Raw genomic sequence first — 14,898 nt, 5'->3', positions numbered from 1 at the left:
CTCACGCCGGTATAACCGGCGTTACTTTTTATCAATGTTTTATATTGAAACAACCAAGAGAATGATGTTTTGAATTATCAGTTGATCACCACCGACGCCGGGTTAAAACAGGTTTGCACGCATGCGCGCCAATATAAACAGGTTGCGCTGGATACCGAGTTCGTCAGAACCCGTACCTACTATCCGCAATTAGGGCTGATTCAGTTGTTCGATGGTGAACGGCTTTCGCTTATCGATCCCTTGACGATCGCCGACTGGACGCCTTTTCAGCAACTGCTGCGCGACGAGCAGGTCATCAAGTTTTTGCATGCCGGCAGCGAGGATCTGGAAGTTTTCCTCAATGCGTTTGGCCTGTCTCCCGAGCCGTTTATCGATACCCAGATTTTGGCCGCTTTTTTAGGCAAGCCGCTCTCTTATGGCTTTGCGGCGTTAGTGGCCGAATATCAGGATGTCGCGCTGGATAAAAGCGAGTCGCGAACTGACTGGATGGCACGTCCATTAAGCGCCAGACAGTGCGACTATGCCGCCGCCGATGTGTTCTATCTGTTGCCGATGGCAATAAAACTGGTCGAGGAAACGGAGGCCGCCGGATGGATGGCGGCTGCGCTGGATGAGTGCCGTTTACTGTGTCAGCGCAAGCAGGAAATATTGGCTCCCGAGTTGGCCTATCGTGAAATAGGCAATGCCTGGCAGTTGCGCGGCCGTAATCTGGCCTGTCTTCAGAAGCTTGCCGAGTGGCGTCTGCGCAAAGCGCGTGAACGCGACAGCGCGGTGAATTTCGTGGTACGTGAAGAGAATCTGTGGCAGGTGGCGCGTTTTTTACCCGCGTCGCTGGGCGAGCTGGATTCGTTAGGGCTGAGCGGCCCGGAGATCCGCTATCACGGCAAAACGCTGCTGGCGTTGGTCGATCAGACTAACGGCATGACCGACGCAGACTGCCCGGCTCCGGTGATCAATCTTATCGACTATCCCGGCTATAAAAAGGCATTTAAAGATATTAAGGCGCTGGTACAACGCGTAAACGAACGTAGCGGATTATCCGCCGAACTACTGGCGTCACGGCGTCAGATTAATCGGCTGCTTAACTGGCACTGGAAATTAAGTGGCGGGAAGGAGCCGGCGCCGGAAATGTTGTCTGGCTGGCGTAATCGTTTATATGGCGATGAGCTACGGGAAATTTTACAGGCGTATTAACGGCGGGCGTAAAAAACGTTTATTTCGGAGATATCCGAAATAAACAGAGAACCCTTTCAGCAGCAATGTCTTTTATTCAACGCGCGTATTTTTCGGTTATATAACACTCTCTGCAAATAAGCAGAGAGTGTTATGGCGGAAAAATCATTTCGGTGTTTCTTCCGCTTCCGGTAATGTGACGTTCAGTTCAAGCACGGAAATATCATCGCCTTTTTGCTCTAACTGAACGGTGACCATTTCCGGGTCGATCTGTACATATCTACAGATGACCTCCAGAATATCCCGTTTTAATTGCGGCAGATAATGGGGTTCGCTATCTCCCCGACGTCGCTCCGCGACAATAATTTGCAGCCGTTCCTTGGCAATATTGGCCGTCGTTTTTTTGCGGGACAGAAAGAAGTCGAGTAATGCCATAATTTATCCCCCAAAAAGTCGTTTAAGGAAACTTTTCTTCTCTTCTTCAACGAAGCGGAAAGGCCGCTCTTCGCCTAACAGACGATCAACGGTGTCTGAATAGGCTTTACCCGCATCGGCTTCCGGGTCCAGGATCACCGGTTCGCCCTGGTTGGACGCGCGCAGAACGGATTGATCTTCCGGGATCACCCCAACCAGCGGAATGCGGAGAATCTCAAGTACGTCCTCCATGCTCAGCATGTCGCCGCGATTGACCCGGCCGGGGTTATAGCGGGTCAACAGCAGGTGTTCTTTAATCGGCTCCTCCGAACGTTCGGCACGGCGCGATTTGGAGGACAGAATACCCAGAATACGGTCGGAGTCGCGTACTGAAGAGACTTCCGGGTTGGTGGTGATAACGGCTTCGTCGGCGAAATAGAGCGCCATCAGCGCGCCGGTTTCGATGCCGGCCGGAGAGTCGCAGACGATGAAGTCAAAAGCCATTTCGCTCAGGTCATCAAGCACTTTTTCCACGCCTTCACGGGTAAGCGCATCTTTGTCGCGGGTTTGCGACGCCGGCAGAATATAAAGATTCTCCGTCCGCTTATCTTTAATCAGCGCCTGATTTAATGTGGCATCGCCTTGAATAACATTAACAAAATCATAAACCACACGACGCTCGCACCCCATGATCAGGTCGAGGTTGCGCAGACCGATGTCAAAGTCGATGACAACCGTCTTTTTTCCTTTTTGGGCTAAACCGGTAGCAATGGCCGCGCTTGAAGTGGTCTTGCCAACGCCCCCTTTACCCGATGTAACAACAATGATGCGTGCCATAAATGTTTCCTTGAAAGGGCTTAGTCTAGAGGTTGTATGTTTAAAACGTTATCCAGCAGGTTCAGGTTAACCCTTGCCGCCTGCCCGGAAAATGAAGACGGTATCTGATCGCTAAGCCAGTAGCGGCCGGCGATCGACACCAGCTCTGCGGCCAGATGCGTACAAAATATCTGGCTCTGCACATCGCCGGATACGCCGGCCAGGGCGCGGCCGCGCATCATGCCGTAAATATGAATGTTGCCGTCGGCGATCACTTCCGCGCCCGCGCTGACGCTGCTGGTCACAATCAGATCGCAGTTCCGCGCATAGATTTGCTGGCCGGAACGAACGGGAGTGCTGATGACTTGGGTCTTCACGACGGCAGGCACCGCCATGACGGGAGGCGTCGCCCGCCGCTGCTCTTTTCCTTCGCTCAGCAGGGGCAACCCCGCTTGCGTGATAACCTGTTTCAACTGCTCGTCTTTGCATCCACTGATGCCCACGACGTGCAGCCCGGTGGAAGAAATGGCCTGCTGTAATTTTATCCAGTCGATATCCGCGGTTAATGCGGCGACATTAATGACAACGGGGGCATTTTTCAGAAAAGCCGGCGCTTGCTCGATCTTTTCCTGTAATGCCTGATAAATTACCTCGGGTTGGGGATCATGCAAATGAACAACCGATAAGGTAAAGCTGCTGCCTTTTAGTTCAATTGGCGTTTGTGACATCTATCCTGACTCAGTTTCAGCATCTTTTAATCCTCAGAGTAACATCTAAGGCATGATATTCCAGAGCGCTGTAAGCATGTTATAGTCACAATTATATACAGGCAAGACGCCATTCTCATTAAATAGAGTAAAAAAAATGTTTTGTGTGATCTACCGAAGCGCCAAACGCGAACAAACCTATCTGTATGTCGAAAAAAAAGACGATTTTTCCCGGGTGCCGGAAGAATTGATGAAAAGTTTCGGCACGCCGCATTTAGCCATGTTATTACCGCTGGACGGCAGTAAGAAATTGGCCAGCGCCGATATTGAAAAAGTTAAACGCGCGCTTGAAGATCAGGGTTTTTATCTACAGGTTCCGCCGCCGCCGGAAAATTTATTAAAAACGCTTTGGTAAATGTAAAAAAATAATACCACCGTTATTTTCGGATAATGCCTTAGTCATAATAACGTCCGGTTTATTTTTCAAAAAGAAATGCGCTTCCCTGCGGCGCGATGGCGCAGAGAGTGATGATGATGGCAGAATTGAACGGTGGAATAGGGTAAAAGGTGGGGTTGCTTCAAGGCAAGCCCTCCTTTCTCCAAAGGCTGAGTTTTGACGTGATAGCGCGTATTTCTGCAAGATTGCATTTTTATACGCTCTTATTGTGATAAGTGTAATATTTACCCAACTGACAGGGCAGGAGACGATTCATGTATCAACACAGAGACTGGCAGGGGGCGCTGCTTGATTTCCCGGTAAACAAAGTGGTGTGCGTTGGCAGCAACTATTCCGCGCACATTAAAGAAATGGGAAGCGCGACGCCGACTGAACCCGTTTTATTCATCAAGCCGGAAACCGCGCTGTGCGATTTACGTCAGCCAGTCGCTATTCCCAAAAATCTCGGCTCGGTACATCATGAGGTCGAACTGGCGGTGCTGATTGGCACGCCGCTTAAGCAGGCGAATGAAGAACGGGTCGCGCGGGCGATCGCCGGTTACGGCGTGGCGCTGGATTTGACGCTGCGCGACGTACAGTCCGCATGCAAAAAAGCGGGGCAACCGTGGGAAAAAGCGAAGGCATTTGATGGCTCCTGCCCGATCTCCGGCTTTATTCCGGTGGCCGAATTCGGCGATCCGCAGCAGACCGAACTGGGGGTGAAAGTGAATGACGACGTTCGCCAGCAGGGGAACACCCGCGATATGATTACACCGATCCTGCCGTTGATTGCCTATATGAGCCGCTTCTTTACGTTACGGGCCGGCGATATCATTCTGACCGGAACGCCTCAAGGGGTTGGGCCGATTCAGTCTGGCGATATGCTGAAAATCACCGTCAATGACCGTACCCTCAACACCCGTATTATCTAAATGCCGTGCTACCCGCGTCGGTGCGGACGGGTAGCAAAACTTGCCTCGGCGTGTTAAACCCGTTATACAGAGCGCCCCAACAGATTAACCCGGAAAGAAAAATGACTGAACGCCCTTTTTGGCAGCAAAAGACCTTATCCGACATGACCGACGACGAATGGGAGTCGCTGTGCGATGGCTGCGGGCAGTGCTGTTTGAATAAACTCATTGATGAGGATACGGAGGAGATTTACTTTACCAACGTCGCCTGTAATCAACTGAATATAAAAAGCTGCCAATGTCGTAATTACAGCCGGCGCTTTGAGTATGAACCTGACTGCATCAAACTTACCCGCGAAAATTTGCTGACCTTTAACTGGTTGCCGGCCACCTGCGCCTATCGGCTCATCCATGAAAAAAAAGGGTTGCCGCAATGGCATCCGTTGATTACCGGCTCTAAAGCAGCGATGCACGGCGAGCGCATTTCTGTCCGGCACATTGCCGTGCGGGAAAATGAGGTTGTGGATTGGCAAGACCATATCCTGAACAAGCCGGCGTGGGCCAGATAACGTCATATTTTGCTGCGCCTCTCCCAGGTGAAAATCCAAATGTGTTGTATAATTTTAATACAACAACGGCGAAACAAAGGGGGGAGCAGATGATTAACTTTGAAAAGATGATTCTTGGGTACAGCGATCAGTACGCTGACTTTGCTGCTTCAACGATTGCTTTCATGGAGAGTCAGAAAAAAAAGATTAATGCTGATGAAATAGCGGAAAAAATCCCACAAGAGAAAAGGCAGTATTTCATAGAAAGATTAGACCATTACAGGGATATTTATGGAGCACAGCAGCAACGATAGCTAAGAAAGCCCGGTTTTTTCATCCGGGCTTTCTTTCTGGCCGCACGCTGATTTTTCAGCGGCTGAAAAGATCGCGACGCTTAGGGCGGAAAGGCTGAGCAATTAACACCAGCACCGCAATCAGCAAATAGACGGCAAATATCCCCACCAGCCACTGCGGCATTTCCAGCGAAAGAAATTGCCATTGACGTTCCGCGCAATCCCCCGTTGCGTTGAAGACGGCGGGAAGCCATTTATCCAGCGGCAACCATGACGGAAAACTGACGAAAAAGTCGCAGGTATTAAAAGGCGATGGGTGCAGCAGGATATCCGTATGCTTCCAGGCCAGACGCAGCCCTTCATATGCGCTGTATATCCATAGCGCAATAGCGGGATAACGTAACAGGCTGGCTGGCGCTATCGCGCCTAACAAACCGGCGCCCATGATGCCGAACAGCGCATTACGCTGATAAATGCAAAGCACGCAGGGCTTCAATAGCATGACATGCTGGAAATAAAGCGCGACCAATTCCAGGATTAAGGCCGTGAATGCTAATAGCAACCAGGCTCCGCGCCCGCGCGAGCAACGGTTGAGAAATCGCAACATACGAGTATTCCATGCTAAAAATGATCGAATCAGCAGCGTAAACCTGGCCGGTTTCACTACCATCATTTCACTGTGCAAACTGTAACAAAGGTATTTATTTGATTCTCTTCTTTATTCAGCGATAGTTCAACACCACTGAAAGCCGCTGACGGTACTTACTATCGCCTGACCACTATACACGATCGCGGCCGTTAATGACGGCCATAACCACGCCTGATCGACGCAGAGGCGCTTTTTCATCGCTAAACGTATTGGACTCGGGGCCAGAGGAAAAATTCAATAGCCGGCCGGTTATATAGTGTGGACGCTTTGGGTGGTTTTGCCGGTGGTCACAGTTTTAGGTTGAATTTGTCGGGCGTATCGCCGCCATACTATGTCATGTTTAGTTCGTCTGGTATGATGAGCTAAGCTTTCATCAGTAAATATCGCTACGGAATATCAAACTCATGGTAATAAAGGCGCAAAGTCCGGCCGGATTCGCGGAAGAATATATCATTGAAAGTATATGGAATAACCGCTTTCCTCCGGGGTCGATTCTGCCGGCAGAAAGAGAGCTTTCCGAGCTGATAGGGGTGACGCGCACCACATTGCGAGAAGTGCTTCAGCGATTGGCCCGTGACGGCTGGTTGACCATTCAGCATGGTAAACCAACGAGAATCAACAACTTCTGGGAAACATCGGGGCTGAATATTCTGGAAACGCTGGCCCGGCTCGATCACGATAGCGTCCCGCAACTCATTGATAATCTTCTGGCGGTTCGTACCAATATCGCGGCTATTTTTATCCGTACGGCGTTACGGCAACACCCGGAAAAGACCCGCGAAGTCTTACAGCAAACCGCATCGGTGGATGATAATGCGGATTCTTTCGCCCAGCTTGATTACAACGTATTCCGCGGCCTGGCGTTTGCGTCCGGTAATCCGATTTACGGCCTGATCCTGAACGGCTTGAAAGGGCTGTATATTCGCGTGGGCCGTTACTATTTTTCTAATCCTGACGCGCGAAAACTGGCTTTGGATTTCTATAGCCGGCTGGAAACGCTGTGTCATGACGGATTATATGAGCAGGTGATGGATGTGGTGCGTCATTATGGTAAGGAAAGCGGTGCGATCTGGCATAGCATGCAGAGCGCCATTCCACGCGATATCGCTGAAATCCGTCGCTGATGACGAAAAGGGTATTCAGGCTGTTATCTGAATACCCTTTATCAACGGGCGTTTTGCTATCAATGTTCGAGCGCTATGAGGACGATACACTGCGTGGCGGACACCGCTCCAGCAACTCGATGCTGCCATCGTCATTCGCCTGTTCCATAAATACCTCAAATCCCCACAAACGATGAACATGCTTCATCACTTCATTCCTGCTTTTATCCAGCGGCGCACGGTTATGCGGGATATAGCGTAAAGTCATGGAACGATTACCGCGCAAATCCACATTCCAGACCTGAATATTCGGTTCAAGATGGCTGAGGTTATATTGCGCGGACAACTCCTGCCGGATTAATCGATAGCCTTCTTCATCATGAATCGCGGCGATTTCCAGATAATTATTCTGATCGTCGTCAAGAACGGTAAACAGGCGGAAATCGCGCATCAGCTTCGGCGACAGGAACTGGCTGATAAAACTTTCATCTTTAAAGTTCTGCATGGCGAAATGAAGCGTGTCGAGCCAGTCTTTACCGGCGATATCCGGGAACCAGTAACGATCTTCCTCCGTAGGTTCCTGACAGATGCGCTTAATGTCCTGAAACATCGCAAAGCCCAGTGCGTAGGGATTGATCCCGCTGTAGTACGGGCTGTTATACGGCGGCTGGTATATGACGTTGGTATGGCTATGCAGGAATTCCAGCATAAAACGTTCGGAAACCCGGCCTTCATCATATAGGTGGTTAAGAATGGTGTAGTGCCAGAACGTGGCCCATCCTTCATTCATCACCTGAGTCTGTTTCTGCGGGTAGAAATACTGGCTGACCTTACGGACAATCCGTAAAATTTCTCGCTGCCAGGGTTCCAGCAGCGGCGCGTTTTTTTCCATAAAATAGAGCAGGTTTTCCTGCGGCTCTTGCGGGAAACGCCGCGCTTGTTCCTGAGAAACGCCCTGTTCGCGGCGGGGAAGCGTTTTCCACAAATCGTTGACCTGACTTTGCAAATAGGCTTCACGGCTCTTCTGCCGGGATTTTTCCTCTTCCAACGATATTTTCTGCGGACGTTTGTAGCGATCGACACCATAGTTCATCAGTGCGTGACAGGAATCCAGCAGTTGTTCCACCTCTTCCACGCCGTAGCGCTCTTCGCATTGCGCAATATACTGCCGGGCGAAAATCAAATAATCGACAATCGAGCCGGCGTCAGTCCAACTGCGGAACAGATAATTGCCTTTGAAGAAGGAGTTATGTCCGTAGCAGGCGTGAGCCATGACCAACGCCTGCATGGGCAGCGTATTTTCTTCCATCAGATAAGCGATACAAGGGTCTGAGTTGATAACGATTTCGTAAGCCAGACCTTGTTGACCGTGCTTGTAACGCTGCTCGGTTTCGATAAATTTTTTCCCGAATGACCAGTGAGAATAGTTGATCGGCATACCGATGCTGGAATAGGCATCCATCATTTGTTCGGACGTAATCACTTCAATTTGATGAGGATAGGTGTCCAGACGATAAAGTTTCGCTACCCGATCTATCTCATCCAGATAGACCTGCAATAACTCAAACGACCAGTCTGGCCCATCGTCCAGGCGATGCGTTTTTTTTACCGGGTTATCAGTCGATATAGCCATCAGCGCGCCCCTTACGTGATTCGTCTGCACCATATCGTACAGACATTATTAATCGTAGCTCAATCTGATAAAAGTGACGTAAAAACGGTAGGTTGGCAGAAAATATTCATGGCATAGGTTCGTATATTAGGCTGTTCGCACCGCTAACGAACAATAGATAAATGCTATATCTACACCTGATGACAATTTTTACCTAAATGCTAGAGTAGTCTTTTATTCTAATAGACAATCGATTATCCAGCATATTACAGGGTTACGGTAAATCGGAATCATTGAGGGAGAGAAGTAAAGATGCGGGTTGCAATTCTAGGGAGCGGCGTTATTGGGGTAAGCAGTGCCTGGTATCTGGCGCAGGCCGGGCATGAGGTGACGATCATCGACCGGCAGCCGGAGCCGGCGCTTGAAACCAGCGCCGGCAATGCCGGACAGATCTCCCCGGGTTATTCCGCTCCCTGGGCCGCGCCGGGTATCCCGTTGAAAGCCGTCAAATGGTTGTTTCAGCGGCATGCTCCGCTGGCGATCCGGCCGGATTTTTCGACTGAACAGTTGCGTTGGATGTGGCAGATGCTGCTGAATTGCGACAGCAGCCATTACAAAATCAATAAAGCCCGTATGGTTCGGTTGGCGGAATACAGCCGGGATTGTTTGCAGACGCTGCGTCAGAAAACCGATATCCAATATGAAGGCCGGCAGGGCGGTACGCTGCAATTGTTCCGCACGGCGCAGCAATACGAAAACGCGGCCCGCGATATCACGGTATTGAAAGAGGCGGGCGTACCTTATCAACTGCTGGATAAGCTGCAATTGTCCACCGTCGAACCTGCGCTGGCGAATGTGACGGATAAACTCACCGGCGGCTTGCGTCTGCCGCATGATGAAACGGGGGATTGTCAGTTATTCACCCGCCAGCTGGCGAAAATGGCCGCGGACGCCGGCGTGGTATTTAAGTTCGGTATGGCCGTTCGCCATCTACAGGTGGAAGGGCAACAGATCGTTGGCGTGCAATGTGATGATGAAGTGTTAACCGCGGATGCTTATGTCATGGCCTGCGGTTCATATTCTACCGGGTTGTTGCGCGATTGGTTCGCTATTCCGGTTTATCCGCTTAAAGGCTACTCCCTGACCATTCCGCTGGCGGATGCCAGCGCCGCGCCGGTTTCCACGGTGCTGGACGAAACCTATAAGGTCGCCATCACGCGCTTTGATCGGCGTATCCGCGTAGGAGGCATGGCGGAAATCGTCGGTTTCAATACCTCGCTGAATGGGAGACGGCGTGAAACGTTGGAGAGGGTGGTACGCGATCTTTACCCGCATTGCGGGCCGATTGAGCAGGCGACGTTCTGGACCGGGTTACGTCCTATGACGCCGGACGGCACGCCGTTGGTCGGACGTTCGCCGCTGAAAAACCTGTACCTGAATACCGGGCATGGCACCTTAGGCTGGACGATGGCCTGTGGCTCAGGCCAACTGCTGGCCGATATTATTTCGGGTAAAACGCCGGATATTCAATCCGACGATTTATCGGTATTCCGCTACGCCAACGTCTAACGCTGAGGCAGCGGTGTAATGCGGCCTTTCAACGTGCGGGTTAACAGCCTGGCCCGGACGGCCAGCAACGCCGCGCACAGCATGACCATCGCCAGTGACACTTTAGCGGGCAGCGGCAATGCCATCGCCGCCAGCCCTAATACCGCGCCGCCGGCCATCTGAATAAAGCCGACCATCGCCGAGGCAATCCCGGCTTCATTGGAGTACGGTTCCAGCGCGTAGCTGGTGGCCGGGCCGATTAAAAATGCCAGCCCGGCGCAGGCCAGTCCGACGGGCAGCATGTAGCTTGGCCAGCTATTCTGCAAATGCGGCGGCAGCAGGGCAACGCTTAGAAGCAGGCTGAGGAATCCGGCCCCCATCAGTATGCTGCCCATCGTCAGACAAACCGGCCGGCCGGCTTTGCGAATAATCCGGTTGGCAAAAAAGCTGACCAGCATAATCCAAAAGCCATTTCCGCCGAAAGCGAATGAAAACTGCAACGGCGTCAACTGCGCCTGATTCATCAATACCACTGATGAAAAGGTGACATAGGTCAGCGCCATTCCCATTGCTCCCGCATTGACTAACGCAAAGACTAAAAAGCGCGGATTGGATAAAATGCGGGCATATTGCCGCAGGGGCAACTCACGAATAGGTAGGGTTGTGTCCGGCCTGGTTTCGGGCAGAAAAAAGCCGATCAACACCAGGATCACCGCGCTGTAGCCGGTCAGAAACCAGAACGGCGCGCGCCAGCCAAAGGCTTCGGCCAGCAGTCCGCCGAGCAACGGCGCCAATGCCGGCACGATGTTGAGCGTGCCGTTAAGAAAACCGTATGTTCGGGCGGCATCATTGCCATTCAGTCTGTCGCGTACGCAACTGAAAATCGCCACGGCGGTGCAGCAGACGGCGATACCTTGAAAAAGGCGTGAAACAATAAAAACGACGGCATCATTTGCCAACGCCGCCATCGCCGCCCCGATGATGTAGAGAATCACGCCGGCAAGCGCCATCGGTCGGCGACCGTACATGTCTACCAGCGGGCCGGCGACCAGTTGGCCCAAACCCATCACCAGAATAAACAGTGCGATAGTTGATTGAATCAGAGGTTCCGAGCTATTCAATCCTTGAGCAATGGCGGGGATCAGGGGTAAATAAATATCGATGCCCAGCGGCCCCAGTAATACCAGAGCCAGCAAGAGCAGAACAAATTTTTGCATCACCAGACAGAAACCTAAATTTTATTTACCGATAGGGTAATGCCCGCGGTTCATGAATGAAAGCGTTATATTGGTGACGTTGTAACAAAAGATGCCGTTGCGCTAATTCGTGCAGGCCGAACTATCGCGCGTTGACCACAAAAATCGCGCTCGAACGTAGCGAACCGGCAGGGGATGGGGAGCATAAAATCAGCCAGAAAAGAGTAACTGGCTGGTTTATTTATGCTAATTACCGACGGTCTGTTTACGGAAAAGTTCGCGGAAAACCGGATAGATATCATCCGGATCGCGAATATGCTGCATAGCAAAATTGTCGAACTCATCGCGCAACATTTCATATTCACGCCACAGCGTTTGATGTGAACGCCGGGTGATTTCAATGTAGCTGTAATAGCGCACCATCGGCAGCAGTTGTTTGGCCAGGATCTGGTGGCACAGCGGTGAGTCGTCGGCCCAGTTATCGCCGTCGGATGCCTGGGCGGCATAAATATTCCATTGCGACGGGTCATAACGTTCCTTGACGACTTCTTCCATAAGCTTTAAGGCGCTGGAAACGATGGTCCCGCCCGTTTCCTGTGAATAGAAGAACTCTTGCTCATCCACCTCTTTGGCCTGCGTGTGGTGGCGAATATAAACGACATCGACGTTTTTATAGTTTCTGCTGAGAAACAGGTAGAGCAGAATATAAAAGCGCTTGGCCATATCTTTTGTCGCCTGATCCATGGAGCCGGAAACATCCATCAGACAAAACATCACCGCCTGACTGGATGGCTCGGCCCGGCGTTCATAGTTTTTGTAACGCAGGTCAAACGTATCGATAAACGGCACGCGGGCAATCTTTTGGCGCAGCTCGGCAATCTCCTGGCGCAGACGCTCTTCTTCCAGCAGCTGCGCCGGCTCGGTGTTCGCCAGTTGCTCCAGCGTTTCCTCCAGGACATGCAACTCCCGGCGTTTGCCCGCGGTCATTGCCATGCGTCGAGCCAGCGAGTTTTGCAACGAGCGCACCACGCTGATATTCGCGGGAACGCCATTGGCGGTGTAACCCGCCCGATGGGTTTTGTACTCATTAAGCTGCCGGTGCTGGGTTTTTTTCAGATTCGGCAGCGCCAAATCCTCAAACAGCAGATCCAGATATTCATCCTTGGAGATCTGAAACACAAACTCATCCTGGCCTTCGCCGTCTTTACTGGCATCGCCCTGACCGGAGCCGCCGCCGCCTCCCTGCGGCCGCTCGATTCGGTCATTCTGTACAAAGTGATCGTTCCCGGGATGGACGCGATGACGCCGTCCTCCGCGGCCCTGATGAAACATGGGTTCGCTGATGTCCCCATTGGGGATCGACACCGACTCCCCGCTTTCGATATCCGTCACCGAACGCTTATTGATGGCCTCGGAAATCGACTGTTTTATTTGCGACTTATAGCGGCGTAGAAAGCGCTGGCGGTTAACCATGCTTTTGTTTTTGCCATTAAGCCGTCGATCAATGAAATAGGCCATATTTCCCCCAAACGACATTGCCAGCATCGTGCCGCATTATGATGACTTCCTCACGCGCAGATACCATTCGCACAGCAAACGAACCTGCTTGCGGGTGTAGCCTTTCTCCATCATGCGATCGACGAAATCATCATGCTTCTTCTGTTCATCCGTTGAGGTTTTGGTATTAAACGAAATCACCGGCAACAGCTCTTCGGTGTTGGAGAACATTTTCTTCTCAATCACCGTCCGCAGTTTCTCATAACTGGTCCAGTTCGGATTCCGTCCGCTGTTGTTGGCGCGGGCGCGCAGCACAAAGTTGACGATTTCGTTACGAAAATCTTTGGGATTGCTGATCCCCGCAGGTTTCTCAATTTTCTCCAGCTCGGCGTTCAGCGACTCGCGGTCAAACAGTTGACCGGTATCCGGGTCGCGGTATTCCTGATCCTGGATCCAGAAATCAGCATAGGTGACATAACGATCAAAGATGTTCTGCCCGTATTCGGAGTAGGACTCCAGATAGGCTGTCTGAATTTCTTTGCCGATAAATTCCGCATATTTGGGGATCAGGTAACCTTTCAGGTGTTCCAGGTATTTTTCCGCCAGCTCCTGCGGGAATTGCTCGCGTTCAATCTGTTGCTCCAGCACATAGAACAGGTGTACCGGGTTAGCCGCCACTTCGCTGTGATCGAAATTAAATACCCGGGAAAGGATCTTAAAGGCGAAACGGGTTGAAAGACCGTTCATGCCTTCGTCCACGCCGGCATAATCACGGTATTCCTGATAGGATTTCGCTTTCGGATCGGTATCTTTCAGGCTTTCGCCGTCATAAACCCGCATCTTCGAATAGAGGCTGGAGTTTTCAGGTTCTTTCAGGCGCGACAAGATCGAGAAACGGGCCAGCGTTTCCAGCGTACCCGGCGCGCAAGGGGCATGCGTGAGTTCGCTGTGGTTAAGCAGTTTGTCATAAATCTTGACCTCTTCAGAGACGCGCAGGCAATAGGGCACTTTCACGATGTAGACGCGGTCAAGGAAGGCCTCATTGTTTTTGTTGTTACGGAACTGCACCCATTCAGATTCATTGGAGTGCGCCAGGATGATGCCGTTAAACGGCAGGGCGGCGATGCCTTCCGTACCGTTGTAGTTGCCTTCCTGCGTTGCCGTCAGCAGCGGATGCAGCACTTTAATCGGCGCTTTGAACATTTCGACGAATTCCATGATGCCCTGGTTGGCACGGCAGAGTGCGCCGGAGTATCCGTAAGCATCGGGATCGTTCTGGGCGTAATGTTCCAGTTTGCGGATATCGACTTTCCCGACCAGCGCCGAAATATCCTGATTGTTTTCATCCCCCGGCTCCGTCTTGGCGATAGCCACCTGCGCCAGAATGGACGGCCAGACTTTAATCACTTTGAATTTAGTGATGTCGCCGCCAAATTCCTGCAAACGCTTAGCCGCCCAGGGTGACATGATGGTGCCCAGATAACGCCGCGGAATGGCGTACTCTTTCTCCAGAATGGCGGCGTCTTCCTGCGGGTTGAACAGGCACAGCGGATGATCGTTGACCGGGCTGCGTTCGCCGTTGGCACTGAGAATATAAATGGGAACATGCTGCATCAGCACTTTCAGGCGTTCAGCCAGGGAGGATTTACCCCCGCCCACCGGCCCCAGCAGATACAGAATCTGTTTCTTCTCTTCCAATCCTTGCGCGGCGTGTTTCAGGTAAGCCACGATTTGTTCTATGGCGTCTTCCATACCATAAAACTCTTCAAAAGCAGGATAGCGGGCAATGACCCGATTCGAAAATAAACGGGATAAGCGCGATTCATGAGCGGTATCCACCATCATGGGTTCACCGATGGCCATTAATAATCGCTCAGCCGCATTCGCATACGCACTACGATCTTGCTGACAGATGGTAAGGAATTCCTGCAATGTGAACTCTTCATCCTTGGCAGCGTCGTAGCGCTGACGGTAATGATCAAATATGTTCATAGC

15 protein-coding genes are annotated in these 14,898 nt (G+C 51.6%); 7 read left to right on the top strand and 8 right to left on the bottom strand.

What is annotated here, in order from left to right; genetic code table 11:
- Positions 1–69 precede the first annotated feature (69 nt).
- Positions 70–1,194, top strand: a complete 1,125-nt coding sequence (gene rnd, locus HOY33_RS00920; RefSeq protein ID WP_172287768.1) for a ribonuclease D — start codon at positions 70–72, stop codon at positions 1,192–1,194.
- Between the two features lie 144 nt (positions 1,195–1,338).
- Here the strand turns inward: rnd and minE are convergent, their stop codons facing one another.
- The 3 genes from minE to minC are packed head-to-tail and all read right to left on the bottom strand — an operon-like array spanning position 1,339 to position 3,131.
- On the bottom strand, positions 1,339–1,608 hold the full coding sequence (gene minE / locus HOY33_RS00915; protein WP_005968801.1) for a cell division topological specificity factor MinE: 270 nt from the start codon (positions 1,606–1,608) through the stop codon (positions 1,339–1,341).
- A gap of 3 nt (positions 1,609–1,611) precedes the next feature.
- Positions 1,612–2,424, bottom strand: a complete 813-nt coding sequence (minD, locus tag HOY33_RS00910) for a septum site-determining protein MinD (protein WP_172287767.1) — start codon at positions 2,422–2,424, stop codon at positions 1,612–1,614.
- Between the two features lie 20 nt (positions 2,425–2,444).
- A complete protein-coding gene (gene minC / locus HOY33_RS00905) occupies positions 2,445–3,131 on the bottom strand; it encodes a septum site-determining protein MinC (RefSeq protein ID WP_172287765.1) in 687 nt (228 codons plus the stop codon).
- A gap of 136 nt (positions 3,132–3,267) precedes the next feature.
- Between minC and HOY33_RS00900 the strand changes: the two genes are divergently transcribed.
- The 4 genes from HOY33_RS00900 to HOY33_RS00885 all read left to right on the top strand — a co-directional run bounded on the left by HOY33_RS00900 (position 3,268) and on the right by HOY33_RS00885 (position 5,319).
- Complete coding sequence (locus HOY33_RS00900; protein WP_172287763.1) at positions 3,268–3,525, top strand: YcgL domain-containing protein; 258 nt, start codon at positions 3,268–3,270, stop codon at positions 3,523–3,525.
- Positions 3,526–3,821: 296 nt separating this feature from the next.
- A complete protein-coding gene (locus tag HOY33_RS00895) occupies positions 3,822–4,478 on the top strand; it encodes a fumarylacetoacetate hydrolase family protein (RefSeq protein ID WP_172287762.1) in 657 nt (218 codons plus the stop codon).
- A gap of 101 nt (positions 4,479–4,579) precedes the next feature.
- Complete coding sequence (locus tag HOY33_RS00890) at positions 4,580–5,026, top strand: YcgN family cysteine cluster protein (protein WP_172287760.1); 447 nt, start codon at positions 4,580–4,582, stop codon at positions 5,024–5,026.
- A gap of 89 nt (positions 5,027–5,115) precedes the next feature.
- Positions 5,116–5,319, top strand: coding sequence for a DNA polymerase III subunit theta (locus HOY33_RS00885; protein WP_172287759.1), 204 nt, complete (start codon positions 5,116–5,118; stop codon positions 5,317–5,319).
- Positions 5,320–5,374: 55 nt separating this feature from the next.
- Here the strand turns inward: HOY33_RS00885 and dsbB are convergent, their stop codons facing one another.
- Positions 5,375–5,905 (bottom strand): disulfide bond formation protein DsbB, encoded by a 531-nt coding sequence (dsbB, locus tag HOY33_RS00880; RefSeq protein ID WP_172287757.1) that lies wholly within the window; start codon positions 5,903–5,905, stop codon positions 5,375–5,377.
- Positions 5,906–6,351: 446 nt separating this feature from the next.
- On the opposite strand from dsbB, the gene fadR reads away from it, so the two are divergent.
- Complete coding sequence (gene fadR / locus HOY33_RS00875) at positions 6,352–7,071, top strand: fatty acid metabolism transcriptional regulator FadR (RefSeq protein ID WP_172287755.1); 720 nt, start codon at positions 6,352–6,354, stop codon at positions 7,069–7,071.
- Positions 7,072–7,144: 73 nt separating this feature from the next.
- Here the strand turns inward: fadR and HOY33_RS00870 are convergent, their stop codons facing one another.
- A complete protein-coding gene (locus HOY33_RS00870) occupies positions 7,145–8,683 on the bottom strand; it encodes a SpoVR family protein (protein WP_172287754.1) in 1,539 nt (512 codons plus the stop codon).
- Positions 8,684–8,974: 291 nt separating this feature from the next.
- Here HOY33_RS00870 and HOY33_RS00865 point away from each other — a divergent pair, with 291 nt between their 5' ends.
- Entirely contained in the window at positions 8,975–10,231 is a 1,257-nt protein-coding gene (locus tag HOY33_RS00865) for a D-amino acid dehydrogenase (RefSeq protein ID WP_172287752.1), read from the top strand.
- On the opposite strand, the gene HOY33_RS00860 is transcribed toward HOY33_RS00865, so the two are convergent.
- The 3 genes from HOY33_RS00860 to yeaG all read right to left on the bottom strand — a co-directional run bounded on the left by HOY33_RS00860 (position 10,228) and on the right by yeaG (position 14,895).
- A complete protein-coding gene (locus tag HOY33_RS00860) occupies positions 10,228–11,427 on the bottom strand; it encodes a multidrug effflux MFS transporter (RefSeq protein ID WP_172287750.1) in 1,200 nt (399 codons plus the stop codon). The genes HOY33_RS00865 and HOY33_RS00860 overlap by 4 nt on opposite strands.
- Positions 11,428–11,652: 225 nt before the next feature.
- A complete protein-coding gene (locus tag HOY33_RS00855) occupies positions 11,653–12,924 on the bottom strand; it encodes a YeaH/YhbH family protein (RefSeq protein WP_172287749.1) in 1,272 nt (423 codons plus the stop codon).
- A 36-nt stretch (positions 12,925–12,960) separates the two neighbouring features.
- A complete protein-coding gene (gene yeaG / locus HOY33_RS00850) occupies positions 12,961–14,895 on the bottom strand; it encodes a protein kinase YeaG (protein ID WP_172287747.1) in 1,935 nt (644 codons plus the stop codon).
- Positions 14,896–14,898: the final 3 nt, after the last annotated feature.

It is taken from the genome of Brenneria sp. hezel4-2-4, from assembly GCF_013155275.1.
Lineage (GTDB): Bacteria > Pseudomonadota > Gammaproteobacteria > Enterobacterales > Enterobacteriaceae > Brenneria.
The sequence above is the reverse complement of the archived record's forward strand: the minus strand, read 5'-3'. Positions and strand labels throughout refer to the sequence as shown.